The following is a 17,982-nucleotide window of genomic DNA, read 5'->3' as shown; positions in this document are numbered from 1 at the left end:
TCTGAAACGGCGGCGCGACCAGCCTTAACTTCCGTCGTGTTCCGTTTTCCCGCGCCAAGTTGAATGAGCCGCGCAGAGATGCAGCTTTGGGAGGAACGATCATGCAGATTCAGCGCCTTCTTGCAACGACTGCTCTTATTATTGCCAACCTTGTGCCGATCGCACGAGCTCAGCAGCAACCTGCATACCTCGACACCAAGCTGTCACCCCAGGAGCGGGCTCATGACCTGGTCGGGCGCATGTCGCTTGAAGAGAAAGCATCGCAGCTTGAGGACTGGGCGACGGCAATTCCGCGGCTGGGAGTTCCTGAGTATCAGACATGGAATGAAGCGCTGCACGGCGTGGCGCGCGCCGGCTATGCGACTGTTTTCCCGCAGGCGATCGGCATGGCGGCAACCTGGGACAAGAACATGCTGCACAACATGGGAGATGTGGTTTCGACGGAGGCTCGCGCCAAGTACAACCAGGCGCAGCGCGAGGGAAACCACCGCATCTTTTATGGGTTGACCTTCTGGTCGCCGAACATCAATATCTTCCGCGATCCTCGGTGGGGACGAGGGCAAGAGACATACGGCGAAGATCCATTCCTGACCGGGCGGATGGGGATTGCTTTTATCGGCGGCGTGCAGGGTACCGACCCGGAGCATCCGCGTGCGATAGCGACGAGCAAACACTTTGCGGTCCACAGCGGACCCGAGTCGCTGCGGCATGGTTTCAACGTCGATCCCAGCGCCCGCGATCTCGAAGAGACCTACCTTCCCGCCTTCCGAGCAACGGTTACGGAAGGGCATGTGCAATCGGTGATGTGCGCCTACAACTCCATCGATGGGTTCCCAGCATGCACGAACAAGATGCTGTTGCAAGAGCACCTGCGGAATGCATGGGGCTTCAGGGGCTTTGTCGTTTCGGACTGCGGAGCTATCGTTGACGTCTACCAGGGACACAAGAAGACGAGCGACATCGAGCACGCATCCGCGATGTCGCTGGAAGCGGGCACCGACCTCTCCTGCAGCATCTGGACGCCTGGATTCAACTCGCTGGCGAAAGCAGTGCATGACGGGCTAGTGCCTGAAGATCTGGTGACGAAAGCGGCAGAACGGCTATACACTGCACGATTCCAGCTCGGACTTTTCGATCCACAGGGGTCTTCGCTCGATCGCGTCGCCTTCTCCGAAGTCGCATCCGACGCGCATCGGCAGATCGCGCGCAAGGCAGCGGAGGAAAGCATCGTCCTGCTGAAGAACAAGGGCGTTCTCCCCCTGAAGTCGCCCGGCAAGATCGCAGTGGTTGGGCCAACAGCAGATTCTCTTCCGTCGATCCTGGGCAACTATGAAGGAACGCCATTGCACCCGGTTACCCCGCTCGACGGAATGTTGAATCACTTCAAAGGCTCGACGATCCTCTACGCGCAAGGTTCCACACTCGCAGAAGGGGTCGGAATTCCAGTTCCGCGCACAGCATTCGGGAAAGGGCTGAAGACTGAGTTCTTTGCAACGCCGGATTGGACCGGTCGTCCCGTCGCTACAGAGACGCAGCCGATCATCCAGTCTGACTGGAGAAATGCACAGCCAGCGCCGCAAGTAGAAACCAAAAACTACTCGGTACGCTGGAGCGGCACGATTCAGGCTCCGGCACCGGGACACTACATCTTTACGCTCGAAGTCGCGGACAGCTTCCCCTATTCCCCTTCGGAGAGTTTCCGGTTCACCATCGACGGAAAGGTGCTGGGCGAAGGGAATATTCGCACGGGACATGACATGTCAGTGATGGGCAGCTTCAAAGCCGCTCCGGGGGCCTCGCCGACTGCTCCACCGGTAGAAACCTTTGCGAAAACTCCGAAGGTCGAGTTCGATTTCGGCGATACGAAGCCGCACGACATCCAGGTCGAATACTCGCACTCTTCCGATCAGGCCGGAGGAGGCGCGACGCTGAAGTGGGAAGCGCCGGCGCAGGCTCAGCTTGATGAGGCAGTAGCGAAAGCCAAGGAAGCCTCTGTAGTGGTCGCGTTCGTCGGGCTCTCGCCGCAACTTGAGGGTGAAGAGATGCCGATCAAGATTCCCGGCTTCAACGGAGGTGATCGCACCAGCCTCGACCTGCCTGCGCCTCAGCAGAAGTTGCTGGAAGCTCTCGGCGCGACGGGCAAGCCGCTGGTTGTGGTGCTGCAGAGTGGAAGCGCTGTTGCTTTGAACTGGGCAAACGAACACGCCGGCGCGGTGCTGGAGGCTTGGTATCCAGGAGTTGATGGCGGAACAGCAATCGCACGCACCCTGGCCGGGTTGAACAATCCTGCCGGACGTCTGCCGGTGACGTTCTACTCTTCGCTCGATGGGCTACCCGAGTTCACGAACTACTCGTTCAAGAACCGCACCTATCGCTACTTCAGTGGCAAACCGCTGTGGGGTTTTGGATACGGCCTGAGCTACTCCACCTTCAGGTTCGGCCCGGTGAAGCTATCGGCGGCGTCTCTGAAGGCTGGAGATCCGATCACGGCGACTGTGACGGTCAGCAACAGCAGCAGCATGGCCGGCGATGAAGTGGTGGAGGCGTACCTGAAGACTCCGCAGGAGGGTGGACCGATTCACTCGCTGGTGGGCTTCGAGCGGGTTAACATCCAGGCGGGCGGCAGCAAGGAAGTGACGATCAAGATCGATCCGCGTTCGCTCTCGAGCGTGGACGATCAGGGCAACCGCTCAATTCTTGCCGGCAAGTACACGCTGACGCTCGGCGGAGCGCAACCGGAAGAGACGCAAGCCAAGGCAGAAGCCGGGTTCACGGTCGAGGGAACGAAAGCTCTTCCGAAGTAAGTCTCTCAACCAGCACAACGCGCGGGCGGATTGAAGATCTGCCCGCGTTTTTGTTTCTGCTCCGGGCTTTGCTTGCGTCCCGATCACTTTCGTTCTCCGCCGGGTGACCCGTGTCACATGCTGGCGGCCTTGCATTGCTGAATCATTTCTATGTGCGTCGCCTTAGGCCGCGGCGAGGACTTCGTCCGTCAGCGCCGCCGAGTTGGCCGCGCATCGGATTGCGGGAGCCATGTACAGAATCGTTAAAGCTCAACCGGTAGGGCTGAACATCAAGCAGTTTGTGATCGAAGCTCCGCGCATAGCCCGCAAACAAAGGCCAGGGCAGTTCGTGATCCTGCGCCTTCGCGAAAAGGGCGAACGCATCCCGCTCACCATCAAGGCAGCCGACCCCGAAGCAGGCACCGTAACCATCGTCGTGCAGGGCGTGGGAAAGACGACCAGCCTGCTGAACTGCCTGAGCGCGGGCGACTCCGTCATGGACATCGTTGGCCCGCTGGGTAAGCCATCGGAGATCGAGAAGTTCGGAACGGTGCTGATTCTCGCTGGAAGCGTAGGTACGGCGATGGCGCTGCCGACAGCGAAAGCGCTCAAGGCCGCAGACAATCATGTCATCTTCATCGAGGGCGCGCGCAGTCGCGAAATGGTGGTCTTCGAAGACGAGGTCCGAGATGCATCGAACGAGCACTACACGATGACGGACGACGGCACGTACGGCGAGAAGGGCCTGGTGACCGCGAAGTTGAATGAGTTGCTTGCGGCCGGACGGAAGATTGATTTTGTGCTGGCAGTGGGGCCGGTTCCGATGATGCGGGCAGTCTCGCAGATCACCTGCCCACTGGGAATCAGAACTATTGTCAGCCTGAACTCAATCATGGTGGACGGCACAGGGATGTGCGGTGGCTGCCGCGTGCTGCTGGGCGACAAGAGCAAGTTCGCCTGCGTGGACGGGCCGGAGTTCGATGCATCGCTGGTGAATTTTGAGGTGCTCATGCAGCGCAATTCGATGTACCGCGATAAGGAGTGCGAGTCACTGAGGGACTTCGAGGAGCACAAGCAGGAAGAGCTTAAGCAGTTGCGCGAAGAGCTGGCCGCAAAAGAAGCGGAGCTCGAAGATCTGCGGGCTGATATCGCTGAGCTGAGTTCACCTGTTGAGGCGCACCATGCCTGAGAAAAACACGCTCTCGCTCAAGGAGAGGATGACGATTTCGCGTGTACAGATGCCGGAGCTTGAGGCCGGCGAGCGCAGCCGGAACTTCGAAGAGGTGAACTGCGGATTGGAGCCGGCGGATGCAATGCTTGAGGCGACTCGCTGTATCGAATGCGCGAAGCCTGGATGTGTAGAGCAGTGTCCAGTTGGCGTGAATGTGAAGCAGGTTGTGGCGCTGATCTACGCGGGAGACCACCTGGGCGCCGCCGCAAAGCTGCGCGAAGACAATGCGCTGCCGGCGATCACGGGGCGCGTGTGTCCGCAGGAGAACCAGTGCGAGGGAGGATGCGTGCTGGGCCGGAAAGCCACGCCTCTGGCAATCGGGCATCTCGAGCGCTTCGTCGCAGATTACGAGCGCGAGAGCGGAAGGCTCGGTCTGCCTCAGATCGCGCCGCCGACGGGAAAATCTGTCGCGATCGTTGGCAGCGGGCCCGCGGGGCTTTCAGCAGCGGGCGACCTGGTGCAGAAGGGTCATCGCGTTCACGTCTTCGAGGCTCTGCACGAGCTCGGCGGAGTGCTGGTCTACGGGATCCCGGAGTTCCGCCTGCCGAAGACCATCGTGCGCGAAGAGATCGAAAATTTGCGGCGCATGGGCGTGGGGTTCGAGACCAACGTCGTGGTCGGCAAGAGCGTAACCATCGACGAGTTGATGAAAGACGAGAAATACGATGCCGTTTTCGTAGCAACCGGTGCGGGGCTGCCGCGTTTTCTGGGAATTCCCGGCGAGCACCTGAATGGCGTTTACTCCGCGAATGAGTTTCTTACCCGTGTGAACCTGATGCGTGCCTACCGCTCGCTGGAGTACGACGAGCCCGTCTACGACTGTCACGGACGCGATGTGATGGTGGTGGGCGGCGGCAACACGGCAATGGACGCGGTGCGCACTGCGCGCCGGCTCGGTGCGCGAACGGCGACGCTCGTCTATCGCAGATCTGAGAAGGAGATGCCGGCGCGGGCGGAAGAGGTGAAGCACGCGCGTGAAGAAGGCATCGAGTTCCGGATGCTCACCGACCCCGTCGTCTTCGTCGGGGACGAGCGCGGATGGCTCGAGGGTGCTCGTTGCATGCAGATGGAGTTGGGAGCGCCGGACGCGAGCGGCAGGCGGTCTCCGGTGCCGATCAAGGGCTCGGAATTTATTCTGCCGGTCGATGTGGCGATCATAGGCGTGGGCACAACCGCGAATCCGCTGATTCAAAGCACAACACCCGACCTGGCCACGAACTCACGGAACTATATCGTTGCCGACCCGCAGACCTTGCGCACATCCAAGCGCGGCGTCTTCGCCGGAGGCGACATCGTCACCGGCGCAGCAACCGTCATCCTCGCCATGGGCGCTGGAAGAAAGGCCGCCGCCTCAATTCACGACTTCTTAACAGAGAACAGGTTTTAGGATTAGTCCCTACGTCGCTCTGTCCCTAAGTCCCTACGTCGCTAGTCCCTGTCTCTCAAATAAATCGGCGGCAGAAGGCTTGCCCTCTGCCGCCACCGGTATTGACTACAACCGCATTTGCTCTCTGCTTACACTCCCCTTGACGGGTTTTCTCGTTCACTGGTTTACAGCAGAAGAAGAATTTTCTTCGGCTGGGCCGTCACCCAGCATGCCCTGCGGTCCGGGAGGCGGCGGCGTCATCTTCTCGTCATGATCGCCGGGGCCGCGTCCATCGCGACGCCAATCACGGCGCATTCCTTCGTGGTTCTGCCGGAACTCCTGCACCTGCTTCCACTGATCCGGCGTGAGTTTGGCGCGTAGAGCGAAGAGGAAGCGGGCGTTAGCCTTCTCCAGTTCGGCGCGCGCCTGGGCGACCTTATCGATCTGGCTTATCACGGCGGATTCGTTCGGCTGGTCGGCCTTGACGAGCGGCTCCATCTCGATCTCAGCCTTTTCCACATTTGCGCGAAGGTCTACGAGTTTCTCGCGATGCTTGAGGAAGATGTCGTCCATCGCCTTGCGCTGATCGTCGGTGAGCTTGAGCTTCTCGACGAGCTTAGGATTGTTCCACCAGCGTCCAAACTCGCCGTGCGAGCGCATGGCCCGCTCCATCGGGGGCCGATGCATGCCAAAGCCTGGTCCGCCGGGACCGCCTGGCCCTTGCGCACTTGCAATCGCGGCGGCAAAAGTAGCGGCGATCATCATTCCAAATCGAACTGCAAAACGTGCTTTCATCCTCGTTCTCCTTTTGCTGAATTTCCTCGAATCAGCATCTACATCAATTTCCTGTTCCCTGGTTCTCGTCCATCAGGGATGCCAGCGGCTCAAGCGCACTGGGAACCTCGCGCGAAATATCGTTGTCTACACGAGCCATCAGATCGGCTTCCTCCTTGGCGCGTTGCGCAATCATCTCTTGCTGCTGCTGGGCGATGCGAGCCGTTTCAGCCTTGGCGAAGTCCTGCTGCCTGTGATTCTCGTAAACCGCGCCGGAGACGGTAGCCATAAACACCAGAGACCCAAGCGCCCACTTCGTCATCCATGCGCGATCGCTGCGGGCCGGTGCAGTTGCCTCTCGCGGGCGGCTCAGCGCGGCATCGCTCCAGGCCTCAACACTGGACTTGAAGTTGCCAATCGCTTCGCGCAACTCGGGTTCCATCTCGAGCCCGTCTTCTCCTCGATCCAGCTTCAAATTCGCATCAGCGCGATTCATTTCTTTTCTCCCAGCTCTTTACGAACTCTGGCCAGCGCGCGCGAAAGATGCGCCTTCACTGTGCCTTCTCCCATCCCAGTTACATCAGCAATCTCTTTCAAATCCAGTTCCTCCACGTAGCGGAGGAGAAACACGGTCCGCTGGCGTTCGCTCAGGTTCTCCACGGCAACCCACATTTGGGCCACCTGCTCTTTGGCCAGCATGCGCTGCTCGGCGGTTCGTTCGCCGCTTGGCAGCCAGTCGCTGGCTTCGTCCAGGTCAACCGCATTGGTCCGCGTCTGGCGCCAGAACTGCAGGCGGCGATTGCGCCAATGATCCTTGTGCAAGTTGATGGCGATCCGCATCAGCCAGGTCAGCACGCTGGATTCGCCGCGGAAGCTCGCCCAGTTGCGATGCGCCTTGAGAAAACAATCCTGCGTCAGCGTCTCCGCGAGATCCACGTCGCGCGTGGATGCGAGGAGAAACCTGAAGATTTGCGCACGATGCAGCGCAACGACGCTGTCAAACTCCTGCGCTGCGCTGGCTTCTGCCGTGGCGTTGATCATTGGCTCCAGTGTTGTGCAGGCTGCCATCACTCTGGTAGACGGCAGCTCTGATTCCGGGATTACAGACCTGCGGATTTATGGTGTGCTTCGATGGACCTATTCGCTACAGACGAAAATCAGCGCGTATTTGTCGCTGTTCCGGGTTAACCGTCCGAGAGGGCCCGCTTAAAAGCTTTGCAAGCGCGACCTGATAGACTCGCCACGTAAACGCTTTCCGGGAGATGAGAAATGCTGCTTGAGTCGCTCCGCAAACAGGTTCTGGCTGCCAACCAGGAGATAGCCCGGCGCGGGCTGGCGCCGCACACCTTTGGCAACGCCAGCGGGGTAGATCGCACCGGAGACAAACCCCTCGTCGTAATCAAGCCGAGCGGAGTGGATTACGCGACGCTGAAGCCAGAGGACCTGGTGGTTACGGATCTGGACGGAAAGATTGTTGATGGCCGGCTGCGTCCGTCGAGCGATCTCGACACGCATACGCTGCTCTATCGGGAGTTTCCGCAGATCGGGGGAGTGGTGCATACGCACTCGGAGTTTGCCACCTCCTGGGCCCAGGCGGGCCGGTCGATTCCCTGCTTCGGAACGACCCATGCGGACTATTTTCATGGATCGGTTCCGGTCACCGAGCCCTTGACCGCTGAAGAAGTCTCGGCCGGGTATGTTCGGAATACCGGAGCTGTGATCGTGCGGAGGTTCCGGGCTGAGAGCCTGGATCCGGTGGCGGTCCCCGGAGTGCTCGTCGCAGGGCATGCGCCGTTCGCCTGGGGCAAAGATGCGATGGACGCGGTTGAGCATGCGGACGTGCTGGAGTACATCGCCCGGCTGGCGTTCCGGACGGTGACGCTAAACGGGTCGGCTTGCGCGATTCCGACCTACGTGAGCGAGCACCACTACCAGCGGAAGCATGGCCCCAAAGCAACCTACGGCCAGCGATAGGAAACAGCCAGGATTTCCTCTGCATTTCTCCAAAGTCGACTCTCTTTAACTAAGTAGCAGAATTCGGGTGCGATACTGAATTCCGTAGCCCATACCTTTGCGCGTATGGAGCCTATTGTTTTCTGCATTCTGAGAATATCTGCGCCTGTGAATCGTTGACATCTAACTCCAGGCACCGTCTCTAAATTACGGATGTGTATTAAGTTGCACGAACGGAAGCTGTGACTCAGATGCTGAGAGGTCATGGCAATCTACGTGCATGATTCCAAGTAAAGCGAGAGTTCGGCTATATGGAAACGAGCCTGTTCAACCGGTTGCAAGCGACGCTGCTGGCCCTGGCGACTGCCGGGCTGGTTCTCCTTGCCGTGTTGAATTTCAGGCAGGAGAGGCAATTCCAGCAGCCTGATGACGGCGTGTGGTGGGCCGAGACTCGCGGCGGCCTTCTGGCTACAAAGGTCCTTCCCGACAGCCCCGGCCAGCTCGCCGGAATCCAAAAAGGCGACCTGCTGACGGGAGTCAATGACATTCCTGTAACTCGCCTGCCAGAGTTCGAGCGGGCGCTCTATCGAACTGGTGTCTACGTAAAGGCAAACTACTCGATCGTCCGGGCGGGCATCCCGCTGGACTCCCCAGTCGTGGTCATTCCGGAGCCTCCGGACCGCAGCAGCTACGTGGGACTACGGCTGATTGGCCTCATTTATCTCGGAATCGGCCTCTACGTCCTATTCCGCCGCTGGACGGCACCACGCGCGACCCACTTCTATCTGTTCTGCCTTGTCTCTTTCGCGCTAAACGCTCTGAAGTACACGGGCGAATGGAACTTCGTCGACAAGACGGTTTTCTGGGCCAACGTTGTGGCTAGCGCCCTCCAACCAGCGCTGTTCCTGCACTTTGCCATCAGCTTTCCAGAGGAGCGTCTGAAGGGAGCTGGCCGCCGATGGCTCCTTCCATTCATCTACGGGCCAGGACTTGCGGTTGTCGGACTCTGGATTACGGCCTTCACCCAGTGGCAGGCGACGGGAATCCTCAAGCATAGGCTGGAGCAGCTCAATTTCGGGTACATCGCAGCTTTCTATGTACTCGCGGCGGTTCTCTTCATCTTCAGTTACAACCGGGCCAGCACCCCGCTTCTGCGTCAGCAGCTGAAGTGGCTCATGCGCGGAACGCTGGTTGCCGTCCTGCCGTTCACGCTGCTTTACGCAATCCCATTCGTTCTCGATTTTCGCGTCTGGTCGATATTCACCAAGCTGGCTGCGTTGTCGCTGGTCTTCCTCCCGCTGACCTTCTGCTGGGCCATCATCCGTTACCGGCTGATGGACACAGACCTTATCTTCAAGAGAGGCGTCGCCTACACGCTTGCAACAGGCCTGATTCTGGGCGCGTACTTCGGCGTCATTGCCCTCATTGCCGAGATTGTGCACCAGAGGTCAGGCGAAGCCATTCGTGAGTGGGCGCTGATTGCAGCGATTCTCGGTACCGCGGCTGTCTTCGATCCTCTCAAGCGACGAATCCAGGGTTGGGTCGATAAGACTTTCGACCGCCAGAAGTACGACTACCGCAAGGCACTCATTGAGTTTGGCCGTAGCCTGAGCTCGGAAACCAATCTCGATGCCCTGCTCAACTCGATTGTTGAGCGCCTGCCGCGAACCCTGCTGGTTTCGCGGGTCGCAGTCTTCCTGGCCCAACCCACCGGCGGTCTTCGCCTTGCGGCATCGCATGGGCTGCTCTCGGCCGCGACAGAGCGCAAGCTGTCTCTCGGGTTCCTTGACTTCGATCGCGCGGCGCTGGACCACTCGCACATCTTCCTTGAGAATGCGCAGCAAGCCCTGCACCTTCCGCCCGATCAACAACTCACTGCAGCGCTGCTCGACCTGAATTACTACCTTCCCTGCCGGGTACAGGACGGCGCGACAGCTCGCACCATTGCAGTGATCGGCCTTGGCCGCACGGTTGGCGGAGACTTTCTCTCCAGCGAAGACGTGGAATTGCTCGAGTCGCTGGCCAGCTATATCGGCATCGCACTTCAGAACGCAAGCCTCTATTCACGCCTGCAGGACAAAATCTCAGAGTTCGAACGACTGAAAGAATTTAACGAAAACATCGTCGAGTCCATCAATGTGGGCATCTTGGCGCTCGATCTCGAAGGCCGTATCGAGAGCTGGAACGCCCAGATGGAGGCGATGTGCGCCGTGAGCCGCGGAGAGGCAATCGGCGAGAAGCTCAGTTCAGTTTTCCCGGACGAGTTTGTTTCGGCTATTGAAGGATTCCAGAACGAGCCGGGCATTCACAATCTCTACAAGTTCCCGCTCACGACGAAAGCCGGGGAGCAGCGGACCGTCAACGTTGCCATCGCGCCGCTGCTGTCGCGCGATTTCGTCATCGTTGGCCGCATCATCCTCGTTGACGACATCACGGAGCGCGTGTCGCTCGAAACGCAACTCGCGCAAGCTGACAAGCTAAGTTCCATTGGCCTATTGGCGGCCGGCGTCGCCCATGAGATCAACACGCCGCTAGCGGTGATCTCGTCGTACGCGCAGATGCTGCAGAAGCAGATGCGGACAGATCCACGGCTCGGACCGGTCCTCGAGAAGATCACGCAGCAAAGCTTCAGGGCTTCCGAAATCGCCAACGGCCTGCTGAACTTCTCCCGCACATCGACGACGGAGATGCGAGAGACCAATCTGAACCAGGTAATTCGCGATACGCTTTCGCTGCTCGAGCACCAATTCAAGACGGCCCAGGTGATTGTGGATACACAACTAGCCGACGACCTGCCGGGCATTCACGGCAACCCGGGCAAACTGCAGCAGGTGTTCCTCAACCTGCTGTTGAACGCGAAGGAATCGATGCCCGGAGGTGGACGCTTGCGAATCTGCACTCTGGCGAATGGGCATGTTGAAGCCGTAGTATCCGACTCTGGCTCCGGCATTGCGCCGGAGCATCTGAAACGCATTTATGATCCGTTCTTCACCACAAAGACTACGCCTCGCCCCGGCGAAAGGCGTGGCACAGGTCTGGGCCTTTCGGTTTCCTACGGGATCATTCAGGAGCACGCAGGCAAAATCCACGTCGAGAGCGCCGTCGGTGCCGGCACAACCTTCCACCTTGAATTCCCGCTTTTAAGGAAGTCGGTACATGTCTGATGTTGATCAGTCTTTGAACCTGTCTGGCGCAGGTTCTGTCTTCTCCACCAGTTCTGCAAGCGGAAGCATTCTCGTTATCGACGACGAAGCAGGTATTCGCGAGTCGCTCGAGGTTTTGTTGTCGCTCGAAGGCTACTCCGTTAAGACGGCGAATGATGGCGAGCAGGGTCTTCGAACCTTGGAGATGGAGAACTTCGATCTCGTTCTGCTCGATCTCGCCCTGCCGGGCCAGAGCGGACTCGACCTTCTGCCGCAGATCAAAGAGCGAGCGCCGGAAACGCCGGTCATTATGATCACGGCCTACGGCACCGTGGAAAATGTCGTTGAAGCGATTCGCGCCGGAGCCGAGAACTTCGTCCAGAAGCCATGGGACAACGAAAAGCTTCTCGCCGATATCCGGTCTGCAGTCGCGCGCTACAAAGCCGAGGAAGAAAATCTTCAGCTCAAGCGCACGATGAAGCAGCGGTACAACTTCGCGAACATCGTGGGTAAGAGCGAGATCATGCTTCGCGTGTTCGATTTGGTCGCCCAGGTGGCGCCAAGCCGCTCTACGGTCCTTATCCAGGGAGAGAGCGGAACCGGAAAAGAACTCATCGCCAAAGCGATCCACTCGAATTCTCCGCGGCGCGACAAGCCCTTCGTTCCCATCAACACCGGCGCCATGCCTACCGAACTTCTGGAATCCACGCTCTTTGGCCACGTCAAAGGCGCATTCACGTCGGCAGTCGCATCCAAGAAAGGTCTCTTTGAAGTCGCTAACGGCGGCACTCTCTTCCTTGACGAGATCGCGACGATGGGAATGGACACGCAGGCTAAAATCCTCCGTGTCCTACAGGACCGGCGTTTCATGCACCTCGGCGGCATCCAGGAGATTCAGGTCGACGTGCGCATCATCGCCGCCACAAATATCGATCTCCGGCAGGCGGTCCGCGAAGGCAAGTTCCGCGAGGATCTTTTCTACCGCTTAAACGTGATCACGATCGACCTGCCGCCGCTGCGCTCCCGGCGTGAAGACATTCCGCTGCTCGCGAATCATTTTTTGGAGTTCTATGCAAATGAGAACGGGCTTGCACCGCGCCGCCTCTCTGCCGACGCACTGCGGGCCCTGATTGATTACGAGTGGCCGGGAAATGTGCGTGAGCTTGAAAACTCCATCGAGCGTGGAGTAGTGCTTTCCTCAGGCCCCATCATCGGCTCGGAGCTGCTGCCGGGACACATTACGGGACGAAGCTTTCAGGACGCGCTTCTGGAACACAATCCAAACGCATCTCTTTTCGACATCCTCGAGGATATAGAACGCCGGATCATTATCGAGAAGTTGGAGCGCTGCAACTGGAACCAGACAGATGCCGCCGAGCAGTTCCATATTCCGCTCTCGACTCTGAATCAGAAAATCAAGCGGCTCAACATCGAGATTCGCAAACGAAACCGCGAATAGCGGGATTAGGCTCTCAGTTCAGTGTTCGCATCTCACAGGTGATCAGCCCGGTCATGAAGAAGTGAGTGCGAATCAAGTTCGGACGACCTGCTGGCATCATCGCTCACGTGCGAGTCGTGGCGAGAATGCAAATGTTCGACCGGTCTCCCCTGCAGGCAGTTGATCCATTGCCGTAGAAACCACCGCAGTTCCTCAGGCGGTTTAAACCAGACCTGGGCATTGGTGTCCCGCAACCCGCGACGCACCAAAATGCTGAGATGTGGCGCGCTCATCCGATTGATGGCGCGGAAGCCTGGCTCATCCGTCAGATCGTCGCCAAGAAAGGCCACAGGATTGCCCGCACCGATCTGGTCAACGATCGCTCGTACGGCGCCGCCCTTATCTCGGCCGGCGCGCAGTTCAATGCCCGACTCGAACGGCAGCAGCGCAAGTCCCTTCACCTGTGCCGCGGGCTCAAAGAGTGCTCGCGTCTTCTGTTCAATCACCTTCGCGCGTTGAGGTGAATGTCCGCGCCAGTGCATGACAGCGGCATTCGGTTTGTCCTCGAACAGGCCCCCGAACGCATCCGCGCGCAACAGAACCCGAAGCTCATCCAGTTTGCGGAGCGCTTCAGGCGCAATTGACTGCATTTCTCGGCGGCCATCAGTGAACAAACGTTCAGCGCCATGAAGTCCCCACACCTCTACCGGTGACGGAAGCTGCAGGAGTTGATTGATTTCAATCGCAGGGCGTCCGGTGATGATGCGGATCTGAGTTCGTCCGTCGTTCTGAATTTGTGTAAGGAGTTCTCTGACCCCTGACCAGGGCCGAGCCGTGAAGCGGTCGACGCGGAAGTCGGCCAGCGTGCCATCGTAGTCCAGTAGCAGTAGTGGCGCTTGAACACTTCGCAGGGTAGTGAAGAAGTTGTCGAGCTGCTCTGCTTCGGTCGGGTTCAATACTCCTCGCTTTCTATGCCATTTTCCGGTAAGGGTCGATGGGAATTGGCTCAGGCAGCGACCCGGAATAGCTGTCAGAGTCGTAGAGTTCCAGTCTTACGTCGCGTAGATCTCCGAGCACCATCGCGGCCCAGCGGTAGATGTTGTGCTCCATCACCTGCTTGCGCATCTGCTGCATGCGCACCCGGCGTTCTTCGCGCGGCATGTCGAGTGCGCGATGGATCGCCTCTGCCACTTCAGCGATGTCATACGGGTTAACAATCAGAGCATCACGTAATTCGACAGCAGCGCCGGTGAATTTGCTCAAAACCAGCGCGCCATCTTCATCGTCACGTGCGGCTGCGAATTCCTTGGCAACAAGGTTCATGCCGTCGTGGAGCGATGTAACAAGACAGACATCGGCGATGCGATACCACCGGTTCACCTCTTCGTGATTGCACTGACGCTCGATAAGGATGATCGGCTTCCAACGTGAGGTCTGGAAGCGGTGATTGATCCGGCGAACTTCCTCGTCGACACGGCGATGCAAATCCGCATAGCTAGGAATTCGGGTCCGACTCGGCGCGGCAATCTGCACCATCGTCAAGCGCTCCTTGTGCCACGGGTGCTCGACGAGCAGCTCTTCGACGGCTAGGAGCCGCTCGACGATACCTTTGGTGTAGTCAAGGCGATCCACGCCGACTGCGATCGTCTCAGCATGCACACCAAATTCCGAGAGGAGAGCGCGCCGCTCTGCGACGCGATCTTCCTCAACCTCTGTGACGATGGACCGCAGAGCGCTGGGAATGCCGCCACTGAAAGCAACGCTGACCGGATAGGGCTTCACCGCCGTTGTGTGGCCGCTTCGCCGGACGGTCATGTGCTCGCGGTCGGTGCGCGACTCGAGTGCGCGATCGACCGTTTCGAGGAAGTTGTTGCAGTGGAGCGGAATGTGGAAGCCGATGAGATCCGCGCCGAGCAGCCCGTCGAGCAACTCCGCTTGCCACGGGCAGATTCCGAATGCCTCGGCATTCGGCCAGGGAATGTGCCAGAAAATCGCGACGCGCGCGTCCGGTCGAGCTGTCTTGATCAGCCGGGGCAGCAGGGCGAAGTGATAGTCCTGCACGAAGACGAGCGGCTCTTTGCTGCCCTTCATCTCGTCCAGCAGGGCTGCCGCGAACTTCTCGTTCACGCACTGATAGGCCTCCCAGTCGGCTGAGCGGAATGTAGGCCTCGTGTGAGCGATGTGGCAGAGCGGCCATAGGCCCTCGTTCGCAAAGCCGTCGTAATAGCGAGTCTCTTCCTCCGGCGTCAGCCACACACGGCGCAGCGTGTACTTGGGATCATCGGGCGGAACGCGAAGTCTGTCGGACGCGTCGACATTCTCCCGATCAGCACTGCCGTTTCCCGTAGCGACCCACACGCCGTCACAGGCCTGCAGCACCGGCTCGATCGCAGTGACGAGGCCGCTGGGTGGAACCACGCAGACCGTCTTGCGTCCGTCGCGTACGTGCATGTAGGGCTCACGATTCGAGACCGCGAAGATGCGCCCGCTTGCCTTGTTCCTCATATGGACGGCGAGCCTCTCCGGTGTCCAGAAATGCTCTCCTGCGTCGCGTAACCGTGCCTCTGCGGCTGCTGCTGCACGAGCCGCTATCAGGCTTTCAGCCATCGTCTCCACTTCGCGCGCAAGCGGGCTGAACATGCTCAGTTCGTTCGTTCCTCCACTGAGGCCCTTTTCAAAGTGGCCCATACGCAACCTTCGCAGCCGGTCGGCAACCCGCATCAGCGGACGCATGAGGAACCAGCGCACCATCGCGAAGGTGACCGCAACGATGAGCAGAACGGTCGCGACAATCCACCAGAAGCTGCGGCGCCAGAGGTCGTAGCTCTGATCTCGAATGTAGCCCGAGTCAATGAGGACCACCAGCGCGCCAAGAAGTTTGTTGCCGTCGTGGAGCGGGAATACCTCTTCCAGCCACTGCACGTCACCGGTGCGGCCGAAGGCGTTGACCTGGGCCCCCTTTTGCAGCGCCTGAGCGACCCGTGTGCGCGAAAGCGACTGTACGCCGGTCTTGGCCAGCGACTCAAAAGGCGCGTGCTCCAGCGCACGGAAAACTTCCGGCGCGCCGGCCTCAGTGATCAGATGGCCCTGCGGGTCGTAGATTCCTATGCCCAGCGCGCCAGTCTGGTTCTTTGCGTCCGCCACCAGGGCCTGAAGACTCGCCAGGGACACCAAGCCAGCTTGATCTCCCTGCGACTGAGCACCCTGAATCAGGGCATGGCGCATCTGTGGCTTCAGGCTGGTGCCGATCCAGGTCGAACGCCATTCCAGTTCCTGGCGAAGGATGTGTTTATGCTCAAGGACTTCGAAGTAGGTTGAGGCGAGAGACACAATGGTTACGCCTGCAATCAAAGCAAGGATCAATCGCAAGCGAAACGAATGCATTCAGCCTCCCCGTAGGATTCTTTGTCGGGCACTCTTGCTTAGATGCCAAACTTCTACTCTGCGTCGTGCAGTGCTGGACCAAGCCCTTGTTCGATGAGGAACTTACGCGCTCACAAGCAGTCCCGGCGGATCACTTTCAGCGTCAGTTGCGGTTCAGTAATGCACGGGTTTGGTGATTCTCTAGACCGAGCCGTGCAGGGGCATGCGCTATTCTGTGCAGGACGGGAGCAAGAACCCCACATTCCGCAACTTACACTGCGGCAACCAGATGGCCTTCCAATCGATCGAGAATACCGCCAAGAACATCGTGGGCACGGTGCAGGATTATTCCCTGTTCGCCTGGCGAGGTGCGACCAACCTCTTTCGCCCGCCCATCTACTGGCCCGATTTCCTGATCCAGGCCGACATCATCGGCGTGGGTTCAGCCTCCATTGTACTGCTTTCTGGGTTCTTTACCGGCGGCGTCCTTGCGTTACAGTCGGCCGCTACGCTCTCGCAATTTGGTGCGACTTCTGTAACCGGGCGGTTCGTGAGCACCTCCATGATCCGCGAGCTGGGCCCGGTGCTGACCGGAATCATGGTGTCCGGCCGAAACGCTTCCTCCATGGCCAGCGAACTTGGCTCAATGGTCGTCACCGAGCAGATCGACGCCATGCGCGCTCTCGGCGTGGATCCGATGCGCAAGCTGGTGACTCCGCGCATCTTCGCCTGCGTCACCATGCTGTTCTTCCTCACCATCGTGGCGAACTTCTTCGGCATCCTAGGCGGAGCCGCCGTTACGGTGTTCATGAATCATCAGAACGGCACGCAGTACTTCTCCATGGCGTATGAGTACCTGCGGCTCGGCGACATCATGCAGGGGCTCATCAAGCCCATCTTCTCCGGATTCATCATCGCCAGCATCGGGTGCTTCTACGGCCTCAGAACCACCGGCGGCACTGAGGGCGTTGGCCGGTCGACCATCAAGGCCGTCGTCGTCTCGTCCGTGCTGATCATCTTCGTCGACTTTCTGCTCACGCAGATCATGCTGACGGTGGTTCCCTAATGACCGCGTCAGCGATCTCGGCTGATCCGAACAGGAGTCCGGCAGCCGGCCCGGAGCCGATCGTTGAGTTCCGCAACGTCTCCATTTCTTTTCCCGGCAACTCCGTCCTCGATGACGTAAGCTTCAAGGTCGGTCCCAATGAGTCGCGCGTTCTACTGGGACCTGCGGGTGTTGGCAAAAGCGTACTGCTGAAGCTGGCGAACGGTCTGCTGTGCCCCGACAGTGGTGCAATCCACCTCTTCGGCCATGAGATCTCTCAGATGCCGGAGAAGGAGCTCTTCTCTCTGCGCACTCGCACGGGTTTTGTGTTTCAGGAAGGCGCTCTCTTCGATTCGCTGACGGTCCGCGACAACATTGCTTACCAGCTGATACAGGAAGAAGTTGCCGACGACGAGATTGATGTTCGCGTGCGAGAGTCCCTCCGATTCGTGGGCCTGGAACAAACCTTTAGCCTATACCCCGGCAGTCTCTCCGGGGGCATGCGGCGCCGCGTTGCCATCGCCCGAGCCTTGATTCATACGCCTGACCTGCTTCTTTACGACTCCCCAACCGGCGGCCTCGATCCGGTGACCTCGACGACCATCATCGAACTGATCGTGAAGCAGCGCGACGTCTATCGAACCCCTTCCATCCTGGTGACACACCGCCTGCAGGACGCGTTCACCATGTGCAGCCATCGCTTCGAGCCGGCGGAGGACCGCATGGTTCCGCTGCCGAAGGGCCAGTACGACGTCAACACGACCTTTTTGATGCTGTCGGAAGGACGGCTGATCTTCGACGGAACTCTTCATGAATTGGTAAACAGCGACAATCCCCTCGTTCGCGAGTTCATCGAATAGCTCGTACTGAGACTTCTATATTGGAG

Annotated in this window: 13 protein-coding genes; 8 read left to right on the top strand and 5 right to left on the bottom strand. The window is 59.2% G+C overall.

All coding sequences use genetic code 11. The features are described from left to right. Positions 1–101: 101 nt before the first annotated feature. The 3 genes from DHV10_RS18240 to gltA all read left to right on the top strand — a co-directional run bounded on the left by DHV10_RS18240 (position 102) and on the right by gltA (position 5,401). Positions 102–2,804, top strand: coding sequence for a glycoside hydrolase family 3 C-terminal domain-containing protein (locus DHV10_RS18240; protein WP_109487836.1), 2,703 nt, complete (start codon positions 102–104; stop codon positions 2,802–2,804). 229 nt (positions 2,805–3,033) lie between these two features. Then, complete coding sequence (locus tag DHV10_RS18235) at positions 3,034–3,972, top strand: sulfide/dihydroorotate dehydrogenase-like FAD/NAD-binding protein (RefSeq protein WP_109488271.1); 939 nt, start codon at positions 3,034–3,036, stop codon at positions 3,970–3,972. Next, on the top strand, positions 3,965–5,401 hold the full coding sequence (gltA, locus tag DHV10_RS18230) for an NADPH-dependent glutamate synthase (RefSeq protein ID WP_162601647.1): 1,437 nt from the start codon (positions 3,965–3,967) through the stop codon (positions 5,399–5,401). Before DHV10_RS18235 ends, gltA begins: the two co-directional genes overlap by 8 nt. Before the next feature lie 156 nt (positions 5,402–5,557). On the opposite strand, the gene DHV10_RS18225 is transcribed toward gltA, so the two are convergent. Genes DHV10_RS18225 through DHV10_RS18215 form a run of 3 tightly spaced genes read right to left on the bottom strand, consistent with a single transcriptional unit; the run spans position 5,558 to position 7,195 of the window. Continuing rightward, positions 5,558–6,175, bottom strand: coding sequence for a Spy/CpxP family protein refolding chaperone (locus DHV10_RS18225; protein ID WP_109487835.1), 618 nt, complete (start codon positions 6,173–6,175; stop codon positions 5,558–5,560). 43 nt (positions 6,176–6,218) lie between these two features. After that, complete coding sequence (locus tag DHV10_RS18220) at positions 6,219–6,650, bottom strand: hypothetical protein (protein WP_109487834.1); 432 nt, start codon at positions 6,648–6,650, stop codon at positions 6,219–6,221. Continuing rightward, positions 6,647–7,195: an RNA polymerase sigma factor gene (locus tag DHV10_RS18215; RefSeq protein ID WP_204101464.1), complete on the bottom strand. Its 549-nt coding sequence runs from the start codon at positions 7,193–7,195 to the stop codon at positions 6,647–6,649. Before DHV10_RS18215 ends, DHV10_RS18220 begins: the two co-directional genes overlap by 4 nt. A gap of 228 nt (positions 7,196–7,423) precedes the next feature. Between DHV10_RS18215 and araD the strand changes: the two genes are divergently transcribed. The 3 genes from araD to DHV10_RS18200 all read left to right on the top strand — a co-directional run bounded on the left by araD (position 7,424) and on the right by DHV10_RS18200 (position 12,709). Continuing rightward, a complete protein-coding gene (araD, locus tag DHV10_RS18210) occupies positions 7,424–8,128 on the top strand; it encodes an L-ribulose-5-phosphate 4-epimerase AraD (RefSeq protein ID WP_109487832.1) in 705 nt (234 codons plus the stop codon). A gap of 290 nt (positions 8,129–8,418) precedes the next feature. After that, a complete protein-coding gene (locus DHV10_RS18205; protein WP_109487831.1) occupies positions 8,419–11,271 on the top strand; it encodes an ATP-binding protein in 2,853 nt (950 codons plus the stop codon). After that, positions 11,264–12,709, top strand: coding sequence for a sigma-54-dependent transcriptional regulator (locus DHV10_RS18200; RefSeq protein ID WP_109487830.1), 1,446 nt, complete (start codon positions 11,264–11,266; stop codon positions 12,707–12,709). Before DHV10_RS18205 ends, DHV10_RS18200 begins: the two co-directional genes overlap by 8 nt. 32 nt (positions 12,710–12,741) lie before the next feature. On the opposite strand, the gene otsB is transcribed toward DHV10_RS18200, so the two are convergent. Both otsB and DHV10_RS18190 read right to left on the bottom strand, forming a co-directional pair. Further along, positions 12,742–13,644, bottom strand: a complete 903-nt coding sequence (gene otsB, locus DHV10_RS18195) for a trehalose-phosphatase (RefSeq protein ID WP_162601646.1) — start codon at positions 13,642–13,644, stop codon at positions 12,742–12,744. Between the two features lie 13 nt (positions 13,645–13,657). Beyond that, positions 13,658–16,072 (bottom strand): trehalose-6-phosphate synthase, encoded by a 2,415-nt coding sequence (locus DHV10_RS18190; protein WP_109487828.1) that lies wholly within the window; start codon positions 16,070–16,072, stop codon positions 13,658–13,660. A 202-nt stretch (positions 16,073–16,274) separates the two neighbouring features. Here DHV10_RS18190 and DHV10_RS18185 point away from each other — a divergent pair, with 202 nt between their 5' ends. Continuing rightward, on the top strand, positions 16,275–17,117 hold the full coding sequence (locus DHV10_RS18185; RefSeq protein WP_338042628.1) for an MlaE family ABC transporter permease: 843 nt from the start codon (positions 16,275–16,277) through the stop codon (positions 17,115–17,117). Beyond that, positions 17,117–17,956 carry an ABC transporter ATP-binding protein gene (locus DHV10_RS18180; RefSeq protein WP_109487827.1) on the top strand — a complete coding sequence of 280 codons (840 nt, stop codon included), beginning with the start codon at positions 17,117–17,119 and terminating at the stop codon, positions 17,954–17,956. Before DHV10_RS18185 ends, DHV10_RS18180 begins: the two co-directional genes overlap by 1 nt. Positions 17,957–17,982 lie beyond the last annotated feature (26 nt).

It is taken from the genome of Occallatibacter savannae, assembly GCF_003131205.1.
GTDB lineage: Bacteria > Acidobacteriota > Terriglobia > Terriglobales > Acidobacteriaceae > Telmatobacter > Telmatobacter savannae.
The sequence above is the reverse complement of the archived record's forward strand: the minus strand, read 5'-3'. Positions and strand labels throughout refer to the sequence as shown.